Here is a 10,696-nt window from a genome sequence, read left to right as displayed (position 1 = left end):
TAGGACACCGCCGGACCACACCACACAAGGGTCGAGCCCCCGCACCACACGGTGCGGGGGCTCCCCGCATTTAACGACCCCGCAGCAGCGCACTCGTCCAGCTCCGTTGAATCCGCCTCCGGCCACGGCCTATGGTCGAGGAGGATCGACCGGCAACGACGAGGAGGAGCCGTGCGGCGGAGCAGAACCATGGCAGCAGCGATCGGGATTCCCGCGCTGGTGCTGACCGGCTGCGGTGGCGGCGGGGACGACGGAGCCGTCGTCGAGGAGTCCTCGGCGGCCGCGGTGGCCGGTTCCCGCGCGGTCCTCCAGGACGCGCAGGGCAACGAGGTCGGCACCGTCGCGTTCTCGGAGGTCTCGGCGGGCACCGAGGTCCGGGCCGAGGTGCAGGGGCTCGAGCCCGGGTTCTACGGACTGCACGTCCACGAGACCGGTCTCTGCGAGCCGGACAGCAGCGCGCCGGGGGATCCCGGCCGCACGGGCGCCTTCCTCTCCGCCGGCGGCCACCTCGGGAAGGACGACGCCGAGCACCCCGGCCACGCCGGGGACCTGACGGCCCTGTACGTGACCGAAGGCGGGCTGGGCTCCCTCACGACCGTCACCGACCGCTTCGGGGTCCAGGACCTCGTGACCGACGACGACGGCAGCGCCGTGATGATCCACTCCGGCCCCGACAACTACGCCAACGTCCCGGAGCGCTACGCCCCGGGCGGCCCCGACCAGGACACGCTCGGCACCGGCGACGCCGGGTCGCGGCTGGCCTGCGGCGTCGTCGAGTGACGTCCGGGGTAGCCTCCCGGGCCCCGCGCACAGGCGGGTGAGAACCGCCTCCGGGACGGCGCCGTTCGCTACCCTGGGAGCGTTCCTGCCGTACGCCCGAGAGAGGGGCCTCCCACCATGCCCGACGTCAGTGCCGCCACCGCCCGGATCAACGGGGTCACCATGACCTACACCGACCGGGGGGAGGGGCCCGTGCTGCTCCTGCTCCACGGTCACGCCTACGACCGGAGCATGTGGGCCCGCCAGGTCGAGGTGTTCGCCGGCCGGGGCTGGCGTGTGCTCGCCCCCGACCTGCGCGGCTTCGGCGGGTCCGAGATCACCGAGGGGATCGTCTACACGGAGGAGTTCGCCGACGACGTCGCCGGCCTGCTCGACCACCTGGGGATCGACCGTGCGGTCGTCGTCGGGTTCTCCATGTCCGGGCAGATCGCCATGGAGCTCCTCCACCGCCACCCCGCCCGTGTCCGCGCGCTGGTCGTCAACGACACCGTCCCCGAGGCGGAGGACACCGAGGGCCGGCGCCGCCGCCACGTCACCGCGGACGCCATCCTGGCCGGCGGCATGGAGGCCTACGGGCGCAGCGTGCTGGCCAAGATGGTCGCCGAGTTCACGGTGGAGTCCCGCCCCGAGGTGGCCGCCGAGGTGCTCGCGATGCTGCAGAGCGCACCCGCGAAGGGCGCCGCCGCGGCGATGCGCGGGCGCGCCGAGCGCCGGGACTTCACGGAGCTGCTCCGCGGCGCCCGGCTGCCCGTGCTGGTGGTGGTGGGCGCGGACGACGCCTTCGACGGCGGGGCCGCCCGGCGGATGGCCGCGCTGGCGCCCGGGGCCGAGCTCGTCGTCGTCGACGGGGCCGGGCACACCCCGAACATCGAGCAGCCGGCCGCGTTCGACGACGCCCTGGACGCCTTCCTGCGCGGGCTCGAGGCCTGAGCGGGGCCGCTCCGCGGCGTCACCCTCCCGCACCCCGGGCGTCCCGGGCGGCCCCGTCCGCCCAGGACGCCCGGGGTGCTCTGTTCTCCCACAGAGAACCGGTGTCATCCCGAGGCACTGATCAGTATGCTGTCAACATCAGTGCACGACGAGAGGAGTGGACATGACCGAGACGAACAGCAGGAATCCCGAGGACGCCGACCGCGAGGCGGTGGACCAGCTCACGTTCCAGAACCCCGTGACGCGCTACCCCGTCCTGGAGCCCCCCCAGCAGGACCAGCCCGAGCCCGGGCTGGACGTCGAGCTCGAGCCGAAGACCGACCGCGGGGAGTTCTCCTACCGCGGCACCGGCCGCCTGGAGGGGCGCAAGGCCCTGATCACCGGGGCGGACTCGGGCATCGGCGCGGCCGTGGCCATTGCGTTCGCCAAGGAGGGCGCCGACGTGGCCCTCAACTACCTCCCGGACGAGGAGCCCGACGCGCAGGTGGTCCGGTCGATCATCGAGGAGGCCGGCCGCACGGCCGTCCTCCTGCCCGGGGACCTCAGCGACAAGGGGTTCTGCGAGAGCCTCGTCGAGGACGCCGTGGAGGGCCTCGGCGGTCTCGACGTCCTCGTCAACAACGCCGGCAAGCAGGTGGCCGTCGAGCGCCTCGAGGACCTGAGCGACGAGCAGCTGACCGACACCTTCACGGTCAACATCCTGGCGATGTTCCGGATCACGAAGGCGGCGCTGCGGCACCTGCCGGAGGGATCCTCCATCATCAACACGACGTCGATCCAGGCCTACCAGCCCTCGCCGGACCTCCTGGACTACGCGTCCACCAAGGCGGCGATCAACAACTTCACCAAGGGCCTCGGCCAGCAGCTGGCACCCCGGGGCATCCGCGTCAACGCCGTGGCGCCGGGTCCGTTCTGGACCCCCCTCCAGGTCTCGGACGGGCAGCCGAAGGAGGCGCTGCCGGAGTTCGGGCAGTCGACGCCCCTCGGCAGGGCCGGCCAGCCCACCGAGCTGGCCCCTGCCTATGTGTTCCTGGCCTCGCCCGAGTCCAGCTACGTCATCGGCGAGACCCTCAACGTCAACGGCGGCAGCCCGTCCCCGTGAGGACCCGCCGCCGCGGGATCGCCGCGCGGAAGGCGCATCGATCCGGCGGGAGGGCTTGGCCCCGCGCGGCCTTCGCCCTAGGCTGGGACCAGCCTGCACCATCAGTGGACTTACGAAAAAGTGCCAGAAAGGCGGAATCATGACCACCAACCCCTATGACCCGACCCCCTACGAGGCGGGCTCGAGCCACCCGGCCGAGACCGGCACCTCCAACAAGAAGGACGTCGCCGCGGAGCAGGGCAAGGCCGAGGCGAACCAGCTGAAGAACGAGGCCGCGGACTCCGGCCGGCGCGTCAAGGAGACCGCCAAGGACCAGGCCGTGGTGGTCAAGGAGGAGGCGGCGCACCAGGCGCAGGACCTCTTCGGCCAGCTCCGGAGCGACCTCCGGGAGCAGGTGGGGCCGCAGCAGGACCGCATCGCCTCCACCGTCCGCTCCGTCAGCGACGAGATCAACGCCCTGTCCCGCGGGGAGAAGCCCGAGTCCGACTACGTGACCGGTCTGCTGGGCAGCGTCTCCGGCCGTGTGGAGTCCGTGGCCTCCTCGCTGGAGAACAAGGACGCCCGGGAGCTGCTCGACGACGTCCGCCGGTTCGCGGCCCGCCGCCCCGGCACCTTCCTGGCCGTGGCCGCCGGCATCGGCCTCCTCGCCGGCCGGGCCACCCGCGGCGTCAAGGACAGCGACGAGATCGCGACCGACCGCCAGGGCGCCAAGGAGTACTTCGGCGTCTCGGGCGGACAGGGCCAGGGCTCGCCGGCCGGGGCGGGAGTCCCCACGGGCGCCGGCTACGACCAGGGCTACGACCGGAACCTCACCGCGACCGAGACCTCGGGCTACACGCCGGCCGACCCCTACGCCTACCGCTCCGACGAGCAGGGCGAGGCGGCCCGCACCTACACCGACCGCGTGCCCGGCACCGTCTACCCGGAACAGGAGGGCGACCCTCGATGAGCCACCCCATTCCTCCCTCGGACGCCGAGGACAGGGCGGAGCACGAGTCGCTCGGCGAGATGTTCAAGTCGCTGAGCACCAACCTCTCCACCCTCATCCAGCAGGAGATCGCGCTCGCCAAGGCCGAGGCGACGCAGACGGTGCAGGAGGCCAAGCAGTCCGCCACGGACGCGGGCAAGGGCGCCGGCATGCTCGCCGGGGCCGGCGTGGCCGGCCACTTCGTCCTGCTCTTCCTGTCCCTCGCCCTCATGTGGGCGCTGAGCAGTCTCGTGGGGCTGGTCTGGGCCTCGGTGATCGTGGCGGTCGTCTGGGCCGTCATCGCCGGCATCCTCGCCGCCCTCGGCAAGAAGAACCTCAACAAGGGCAAGCGGGAGATGACGGACGCGACGCAGGACCCGCTGCCCCTGACCCGCGAGACCGTCACCGAGATCCCGGAGACCGTGAAGCCCTCCAAGAAGGAGAACCGATGAGCCAGCAGAACCCCGAACAGATCCGGGCCGACATCGAGGCCACCCGCGCCCGACTCGGCTCCGACGTCGACGCCGTCGCCGAGAAGGTGACGCCCGAGCGCGTCGTCGAGCGGCAGAAGGACAAGGTCCGCAGCTCGGTCCAGGACAAGGTGCAAGGAGTGAGGGAGCGCGTCATGGGTTCTTCCGACGACCGGTCCGGCGTGGGCGGCTACTCCGCCGGCGATGTGCGGGACGAGGCGGCACACCGGGCCGAGCAGGCCCGCGGCGCCGTGCAGAACGCCCCGGCCACGGCCAAGGCGAAGACTCGGGGCAACCCTCTGGCCGCGGGCCTGATCGCCCTCGGCGCCGGCTGGCTCGTCGGCTCGCTGCTGCCCTCCACGCAGAAGGAGCAGGAGCTGGTCTCCGACGCGGCGGACCGGGTTCAGCCCCACGCCCAGCACGCGGTCGAGTCCGCGAAGGGCATGGCCCAGGAGGTCGCCCAGGACCTGAAGGAGCCGGCCCAGGAGGCGGCGCAGTCCGTCAAGGAGACCGCGCAGTCCGGGGCCCAGGAGGTCAGGTCCCAGGGCCAGGGCGAGGCCCAGCAGCTGAAGTCCTCCGCCCAGGGCTCGGCGCAGTCCGTCAAGGACGAGACGAAGAACGCCTGACGCCTGGCCGGGGCGCTCAGTGGGCGCCCGGGCAAGACACGGGCCCCGGATCGACGATCCGGGGCCCGTGTCGTGCCCGGCACCGGTCAGCGCGCGCGGGCGACCTGGCTCAGGAGTCCCGGGAAGTAGCCGGAGAGGTAGCCGCGCTCAGTGGGGTGCAGGTTGTGCTCGCTCTCCGGGTCGAAGAGGATCCACGGGTCCGCCGAGCCGACGCCGTGGCCGCGGAAACGGTCGGTGACGTCCACGAAGACGGCGCACTCCTGCTCCACGGCCGCCGCGAGAGCGGCGTTGAGCTCGTCCGTCCAGTCGTTGAGCTGGGCGGCCCGCCCGGCGGAGAGCAGCGGGGTGTCCTGCCGGTCGTCGAACAGCTGCGGATAGCCCAGCACCACGACGCGCGCGTCGGACACCGCGCCGACGGCGGCCACGGTCTCGGCCGCGGAAGCCGCGGCGGACGCGATGAGCGCCGGTGCCTGCGCGAGCATGGCATCGCACTCCGCCGGCCCGCGGGCGGCCTCGAACGGGGCGCTGCACACCTGGATGAAGGTGCCCCATCCGATGTCGTTGCCGCCCATGGTCAGCGTCACCACGTCGGCGTCCGCGAGGGCGTCGGTCACGGGCTGCTCGTCGAGGAGCCCCCGTACCTCGTGCGTCTCGAAACCGGCGCAGGCCGCGTCCAGGGTCACCTCGACGCGCGGGTGCGAGGCCAGCGCGTCGACGTGGTCCCGTCCGGTCCCCTGGAAGCACCCGTCGAGGCCTGTGACCTGCTGGATCCCGCCCGTGCCGAAGGCCGCGGAGTAGGAGTCACCGAGGTTGACGACCTCGACGGTGCGCGGTGCCGCGGCGGCAGGGGCGGCGGCCGTGCCGGCGAGGGCGAGGGCCGAGGCCAGGGCGGTGACGGCGCGGCGGGCGGGGACGGAGCGCATGGAGGGGACCTTTCGGGAGCGGTGGCGCCTCCCGGGGGCGGCGCCGTGGCGGCGGACGCCGTCGACTCCCTGAATTTACAGTCGGGACGCCCGGGACGGAAGGTCCGGGGCGGCGCCGGCTGCCCAGGCTTCGGCCAGGAGGTCGAGGGAGCGCAGCACCTGGTCCTGGGTGGGGGACGCGGGGGCGATCATGAGCTCGTCGGCGTCCGCCGTGGTCGCGAAGTCCTCCAGGTAGGACCGGACCTCGGGGCCCGTGCCCGCCGTCGACCAGTGCAGCATGTGCAGGATCTGCTGCCCGGCGGGACTGTCCATCACCATGTCCAGCTCGGCCTCGCTCAGCTCGCGGCCGCGGCCCACCATGGCGCGCACCCGGTCGCGGCGGGCGGTCCTCTGCTGCTCGGCGGCGTCCTCGGCGCTGTCCGCGGCGATGACGTTGACGGCCGCGATGACGTACGGCTCCGCGAGCTGCTCGGAGGGCCGGAACCCGGCCCGGTAGGCGGCCACGGCGTCCACCAGGGCGTCGGGGGCGAAGTGGGACGCGAAGGCGTAGGGCAGCCCGTAGGCCGCGGCGAGCTGCGCGCCGAACAGGGAGGAGCCCAGGACCGTGAGGGGCACGTCCGTGCCGGCGCCCGGCACGGCGCTGACCCCCGGGACGATCGAGCGGCCGCTGAGATAGCCCTGCAGCTCGCGGACGTCCTGCGGGAACTGCTCGGCGGCGGAGGGGTCGCGGCGCATGGCCCGCACCGTCCGCAGGTCCGTGCCGGGGGCGCGGCCCAGACCCAGGTCGATGCGGCCGGGGTGCAGCTCGGCGAGCGTGCCGAACTGCTCCGCGATCACCAGGGGGGAGTGGTTGGGGAGCATGACCCCGCCCGCGCCCAGGCGGATCGTGGAGGTGTGCGCCGCGACGTGGGCGATCAGCACGGCCGGGGCGGAGGAGGCGATCGTGGGCATGTTGTGGTGCTCGGAGTACCAGACCCTCAGGTAGCCCAGCCGCTCCGCGTGCTGGGCGAGTCGGACGGAGTCGGCGAAGCTCTCGCCCACGGACGCGCCCTTGCGGACGGTGGCGAAGTCGATGACGGACAGGGGCAGCGGCACGGCGGACCTTTCCTGGGGGATCGGGAGACCCTCCACGCTACTCCTCTCGGCCGTAGGCCGCCGTGGCGGGCCCCACACCGGCGCCCCACACCGGCGCCCCGCACCGGCGCCCCGCACCGGCGCCCGACGCCGGTGCCGTGCGCCGGGCCCGTGCGCCGGGCCCGGCCGGGGCGTGCGGCACGGGGGACGCGGTGTCGGCGGTCGCGGCTACGCTCGGCAGCATGACCGAGCCCTCGATCCCGTTCCCGGCGCCCGAGCTGTTCGAGCTCCCGCGGGAGCGCGCCGAGATCGCGCCCGGCGCCGTGCACGTCCCGGCGTGGCTCGGGCCCGAGGAGCAGCGCGAGCTCGTGCTCCGCTGCCGGGAGTGGGCCGCGGGCCCGGCGCCCCTGCGCCACGCGGTGCTGCCGGGAGGCGGCCGGATGTCGGTGCGCTCCACCACGCTGGGCCGCGACTGGGTGCCCTACCGCTACCTGCGCACCGGCGAGCACCGGCGCGCACCGGACATGCCCCCGTGGCTGGCGGAGCTGGGCCGCCGTGCCGTGCTGGAGGCCTACGGGCCCGGCGGCCCGCACGTGCAGGACTACCGGCCCGACACCGCCCTGGTGAACTTCTACGACGCCGACGCCCGGATGGGCATGCACCAGGACAAGGACGAGGCGTCCGCCGCGCCGATCGTCTCCCTCTCCCTGGGGGACGCCTGTGTCTTCCGCTTCGGGAACACGCAGACCCGCTCGGCGCCGTACCGGGACGTGGAGCTGCGCAGCGGCGACCTCTTCGTCTTCGGCGGCCTCTCCCGCTACGCGTTCCACGGGGTGCCGCGGGTCCGTCCCGGCACCGGGGCGGCCGAGCTGGGCATGAAGGGCGGGCGGCTGAACCTCACCCTCCGGATGACGGGGCTGCCCGGCACGGTTCGCTGAGCCCGTGCCAGACTGGCGGCATGGAGCTCCCCGACCCCGCACCGGCCCACCTGATCGACCCGGCGGCGCCGGACGCCGAGGACGTCGGCGCCTACCGCCTGCTCGCCGCGGACATCGCCTCCGGCGTGGCGGTCGTGGCCGCCCGGCACCGGCGGCGTGACGTCGCCGCGACCGTGACCGGTTTCCTCGACGTCTCCTACGACCCGCCCACCATGCTCGTGAGCCTCTTCGAGGAGGGGCGGATCTGTGACGCCGTGGAGTCCTCCGGCGCGTGGACGCTCTCCGTGCTGCGCCGGGACCAGGAGGGGACCGCCAACTGGCTCGCGAGCCCGGGCAATCCCGTCGAGGGCCTGCTGGACGGCGTGGCCTTCCGGCGCGCGCCGCACTCGGGGGCGCCGGTGCTGGACGGGGCGCTGGCGTGGTTCGAGCTCTCCACCGTGGCCGTGCACACCGCCGCGACGCACCGGATCGTCGTGGGCGAGGTGACCGCGATGGGCCGCGGGGTCGCCGAGGCGCAGGCGGACGACCCGCTGGTGCACTACGCCCGCGGCTACCGCGGTCTGACCCGGTGACCCGGTGACCCGCGGGCACCGTACACGGGAACGGTGTCCGTGCAAGACTGTGACGTCGGGTGTCCCCAGCCCCGTCAGCGGCGGAATCGATTGTCTCCCGCACCGGTTCTGGTCTTAGCGTGGGCAGGTGGGGCCGTCCCGGCGGCATCCCCCCACGGCTCTCCACGGAAGGACTCTCATGGCGGCCCAGCAGCACGAACGCCGACCTGGCCGAGGGCACGACGACGGCGCGCCCGCCGGCGGCACGCCCGAGCAGGGGGCGGAGGAGCCCCGGCTGACCGCGGTCCCGCGGCCCGGTGCGCCGGCCGAGCACGCGGCCGCGGAGGTCGCCGACCTCGAGGTCCCGGCCGACCACCTCCAGGACCTCGAGCACGTCGGCGAGGCGTTCAAGGCGGCGTTCGCCCACCACCCGGCGGGGGTCGCGATCATCACCGCGCGCGGGCCCGAGGGGCCGGTGGGCCTGACGGCGTCCTCGGTGTCCTCGGTGTCGGTCCTCCCGCCGATCCTCGGCTTCTCGCTGCAGGCCCGCCAGGGCTCGGCCGCGCTGCTGGCCGAGGCCGACTCCTTCCTGGTGCACCTCCTCGACGCCGAGAACCTGGAGCTCGCCCGGTCCTTCGCGGTCTCCGGGGCCCCGCGCTTCGGGGCCGACATGCCCTGGGAGTACCTGGAGACGGGGGAGCCCCGGCTGCTGAGCGTCGCCCGGGTCCTGCGCGCGGTCCCGCTGGCCCGGATCAAGGCCGGACCCGCCCTCGTGTTCAACGCCGCCGTGGTCGACGTCCTCGGCCACGAGGGCACGGGCGTCCCGCTCGTCTACCACCGCCGCCGGTTCCACGAGCTCAACGACCGCTCCGCCCTGGACCCCGAGGCCTGAGCGGCAGGGCCCCGCGTCCCCCCGGAATTCCCTGAACCTTGTTGTTGACACATCACCAAGCTGCTCCTAGAGTTGTTGACGAAGCAACCAATTGTTCGTCGCTCACCAAGGAGAACACCATGTCCCAGCTCAGCGCTCTCGTCCCCGGTTCCTGGACCTTCGACCCCGCCCACTCCGAGGTCGGCTTCGCCGTCCGCCACGCCGGCATCTCCAAGGTGCGCGGCACCTTCGGCGAGGTCGACGCCCAGCTCGAGGTCACCGACCCGGTCGAGGACTCGACCCTGCGCGCCACCGTCCGGATGGCGTCCATCGACACCAAGAACGCGGACCGCGACGCCCACGTGCGCAGCGCCGACTTCTTCGCGGTCGAGGAGCACCCCACCATGACCTTCACCTCGACCGCGGTGGCGTTCGACGGCGAGGAGGGCACGATCACGGGCGAGCTGACCATCAAGGGCGTGACCCGCACCGTCGAGCTCGCCACCGAGTTCAGCGGTGTGGTCGTCGACGCCTTCGGCGTGACCCGTGCCGGGTTCTCCGCCGAGACCACGATCTCCCGCAAGGACTTCGGCATCACCTGGAACGCCGCGATGGAGGCCGGTGGGGTCCTCGTCTCCGACAAGGTGCTCATCAGCCTCGACGTCGCCTTCACCGCGCCCCAGGACGACCCCGAGCAGACCGTCGAGGGCCAGGAGGCCGTCTCGGCCGAGGCCTGATCCCGCGGGACCGCGCCGCGTCCACGACTGTGGCCCGCACCCCTTCCGGGGTGCGGGCCACAGTCGTGGACGCGGCAGCGGCTAGCGGAGCTGCTGCACCAGGAACCAGATCACGGGCCCCGCGACCAGCAGCAGCAGCGCCCACCGGCGCAGCCGCACCTCGAACGTCGCGGGGTTGAGCCGACGCCCGTCCTTGGGCCGGGAGTCGGCGATCTCGTCCTTCAGCGGCCTGGGGGAGGGCTCGTCCGGGTCCTCGGGGCCGGTGCCGGCAGGGGCCACCGAGGTCACCGCCACTTCGTGGTCATGATCAGGCCCGCCATCATGAGGGCCAGGCCGACCCCGATGTTCCACGTGCCGATCCCGGGCACGGGGTAGGCGCCCTGGAAGAGGTAGTAGAGGATGAGCCACAGCAGCCCCACCACCAGCAGGCCCAGCATGATGGCCTTGTACCAGGTGGGCGTCGGCGCATGGGTCTCCGGGGAGCCGTGCCGGGAGCGCTCGGTGAGCTCCTGCGCGACCGCGTTGGCCGCGGCCTCCGGGTCGAAGGCGGTGGATCCGCCGGGCAGTCCCTCGGCCGCCAGCCGCGCCAGCTCCGTGTCTACGGTCGGGGCGGCCGGCGCGGTCCGTCCGGATCCGCTCGGACGGCGGGCGAGCTTCTTGCGGCGGTTCTTGGACTCGGGCACTGATCCTCCTGATCACCAAGCGGGCCGTCTGCACGGCGGGGGTC

General features: G+C 73.4%; 14 protein-coding genes. 10 read left to right on the top strand and 4 right to left on the bottom strand.

The features are described 5' to 3' along the window. Positions 1–189: 189 nt before the first annotated feature. The 6 genes from ACPYN7_RS09205 (at position 190) to ACPYN7_RS09180 (ending at position 4,875) form a co-directional block, all read left to right on the top strand. Positions 190–780, top strand: coding sequence for a superoxide dismutase family protein (locus ACPYN7_RS09205; RefSeq protein ID WP_058874031.1), 591 nt, complete (start codon positions 190–192; stop codon positions 778–780). Positions 781–897: 117 nt separating this feature from the next. After that, positions 898–1,710: an alpha/beta fold hydrolase gene (locus ACPYN7_RS09200; protein WP_424347442.1), complete on the top strand. Its 813-nt coding sequence runs from the start codon at positions 898–900 to the stop codon at positions 1,708–1,710. A 163-nt stretch (positions 1,711–1,873) separates the two neighbouring features. Further along, entirely contained in the window at positions 1,874–2,812 is a 939-nt protein-coding gene (locus tag ACPYN7_RS09195) for an SDR family oxidoreductase (protein ID WP_424347441.1), read from the top strand. 139 nt (positions 2,813–2,951) lie between these two features. Then, positions 2,952–3,761 (top strand): hypothetical protein, encoded by an 810-nt coding sequence (locus tag ACPYN7_RS09190; RefSeq protein WP_424347440.1) that lies wholly within the window; start codon positions 2,952–2,954, stop codon positions 3,759–3,761. Further along, positions 3,758–4,231: a phage holin family protein gene (locus tag ACPYN7_RS09185; RefSeq protein WP_058874035.1), complete on the top strand. Its 474-nt coding sequence runs from the start codon at positions 3,758–3,760 to the stop codon at positions 4,229–4,231. Before ACPYN7_RS09190 ends, ACPYN7_RS09185 begins: the two co-directional genes overlap by 4 nt. Then, the gene (locus ACPYN7_RS09180; RefSeq protein ID WP_368827857.1) at positions 4,228–4,875 is read left to right on the top strand and encodes a DUF3618 domain-containing protein; all 648 of its coding nucleotides are present in this window, start codon (positions 4,228–4,230) and stop codon (positions 4,873–4,875) included. Before ACPYN7_RS09185 ends, ACPYN7_RS09180 begins: the two co-directional genes overlap by 4 nt. A gap of 86 nt (positions 4,876–4,961) precedes the next feature. On the opposite strand, the gene ACPYN7_RS09175 is transcribed toward ACPYN7_RS09180, so the two are convergent. Both ACPYN7_RS09175 and ACPYN7_RS09170 read right to left on the bottom strand, forming a co-directional pair. Then, on the bottom strand, positions 4,962–5,798 hold the full coding sequence (locus tag ACPYN7_RS09175) for an SGNH/GDSL hydrolase family protein (protein WP_424347439.1): 837 nt from the start codon (positions 5,796–5,798) through the stop codon (positions 4,962–4,964). 75 nt (positions 5,799–5,873) lie between these two features. Further along, the gene (locus tag ACPYN7_RS09170) at positions 5,874–6,893 is read right to left on the bottom strand and encodes an LLM class flavin-dependent oxidoreductase (RefSeq protein WP_424347438.1); all 1,020 of its coding nucleotides are present in this window, start codon (positions 6,891–6,893) and stop codon (positions 5,874–5,876) included. 221 nt (positions 6,894–7,114) lie between these two features. On the opposite strand from ACPYN7_RS09170, the gene ACPYN7_RS09165 reads away from it, so the two are divergent. The 4 genes from ACPYN7_RS09165 (at position 7,115) to ACPYN7_RS09150 (ending at position 9,969) form a co-directional block, all read left to right on the top strand. Then, positions 7,115–7,810 (top strand): alpha-ketoglutarate-dependent dioxygenase AlkB family protein, encoded by a 696-nt coding sequence (locus tag ACPYN7_RS09165; RefSeq protein ID WP_058874055.1) that lies wholly within the window; start codon positions 7,115–7,117, stop codon positions 7,808–7,810. A 20-nt stretch (positions 7,811–7,830) separates the two neighbouring features. Next, positions 7,831–8,382 carry a flavin reductase family protein gene (locus ACPYN7_RS09160; protein ID WP_058874039.1) on the top strand — a complete coding sequence of 184 codons (552 nt, stop codon included), beginning with the start codon at positions 7,831–7,833 and terminating at the stop codon, positions 8,380–8,382. 178 nt (positions 8,383–8,560) lie between these two features. Further along, entirely contained in the window at positions 8,561–9,253 is a 693-nt protein-coding gene (locus ACPYN7_RS09155) for a flavin reductase family protein (protein ID WP_424347437.1), read from the top strand. 119 nt (positions 9,254–9,372) lie between these two features. Further along, complete coding sequence (locus ACPYN7_RS09150) at positions 9,373–9,969, top strand: YceI family protein (RefSeq protein ID WP_424347436.1); 597 nt, start codon at positions 9,373–9,375, stop codon at positions 9,967–9,969. A gap of 81 nt (positions 9,970–10,050) precedes the next feature. Here ACPYN7_RS09150 and ACPYN7_RS09145 read toward each other — a convergent pair whose 3' ends face one another. Beyond that, a complete protein-coding gene (locus ACPYN7_RS09145; protein WP_058874042.1) occupies positions 10,051–10,263 on the bottom strand; it encodes a hypothetical protein in 213 nt (70 codons plus the stop codon). After that, complete coding sequence (locus tag ACPYN7_RS09140; protein WP_424347435.1) at positions 10,254–10,652, bottom strand: cell division protein CrgA; 399 nt, start codon at positions 10,650–10,652, stop codon at positions 10,254–10,256. The genes ACPYN7_RS09145 and ACPYN7_RS09140 overlap by 10 nt, the downstream gene beginning before the upstream one ends. Positions 10,653–10,696 lie beyond the last annotated feature (44 nt).

Source organism: Kocuria sp. CH-021 (assembly GCF_049716185.1).
Classification (GTDB): domain Bacteria; phylum Actinomycetota; class Actinomycetes; order Actinomycetales; family Micrococcaceae; genus Kocuria; species Kocuria cellulosilytica.
The sequence above is the reverse complement of the archived record's forward strand: the minus strand, read 5'-3'. Positions and strand labels throughout refer to the sequence as shown.

What these genes read in the sequence shown, in the direction of transcription:
- ACPYN7_RS09160 (WP_058874039.1), top strand. Translation starts at nt 7,831, where the DNA reads ATGGAGCTCCCCGACCCCGCACCGGCCCACCTGATCGACCCGGCGGCG.
- ACPYN7_RS09190 (WP_424347440.1), top strand. Translation starts at nt 2,952, where the DNA reads ATGACCACCAACCCCTATGACCCGACCCCCTACGAGGCGGGCTCGAGC.
- ACPYN7_RS09195 (WP_424347441.1), top strand. Translation starts at nt 1,874, where the DNA reads ATGACCGAGACGAACAGCAGGAATCCCGAGGACGCCGACCGCGAGGCG.
- ACPYN7_RS09165 (WP_058874055.1), top strand. Translation starts at nt 7,115, where the DNA reads ATGACCGAGCCCTCGATCCCGTTCCCGGCGCCCGAGCTGTTCGAGCTC.
- ACPYN7_RS09155 (WP_424347437.1), top strand. Translation starts at nt 8,561, where the DNA reads ATGGCGGCCCAGCAGCACGAACGCCGACCTGGCCGAGGGCACGACGAC.
- ACPYN7_RS09175 (WP_424347439.1), bottom strand. Translation starts at nt 5,798, where the DNA reads ATGCGCTCCGTCCCCGCCCGCCGCGCCGTCACCGCCCTGGCCTCGGCC.
- ACPYN7_RS09200 (WP_424347442.1), top strand. Translation starts at nt 898, where the DNA reads ATGCCCGACGTCAGTGCCGCCACCGCCCGGATCAACGGGGTCACCATG.
- ACPYN7_RS09205 (WP_058874031.1), top strand. Translation starts at nt 190, where the DNA reads ATGGCAGCAGCGATCGGGATTCCCGCGCTGGTGCTGACCGGCTGCGGT.
- ACPYN7_RS09180 (WP_368827857.1), top strand. Translation starts at nt 4,228, where the DNA reads ATGAGCCAGCAGAACCCCGAACAGATCCGGGCCGACATCGAGGCCACC.
- ACPYN7_RS09150 (WP_424347436.1), top strand. Translation starts at nt 9,373, where the DNA reads ATGTCCCAGCTCAGCGCTCTCGTCCCCGGTTCCTGGACCTTCGACCCC.
- ACPYN7_RS09185 (WP_058874035.1), top strand. Translation starts at nt 3,758, where the DNA reads ATGAGCCACCCCATTCCTCCCTCGGACGCCGAGGACAGGGCGGAGCAC.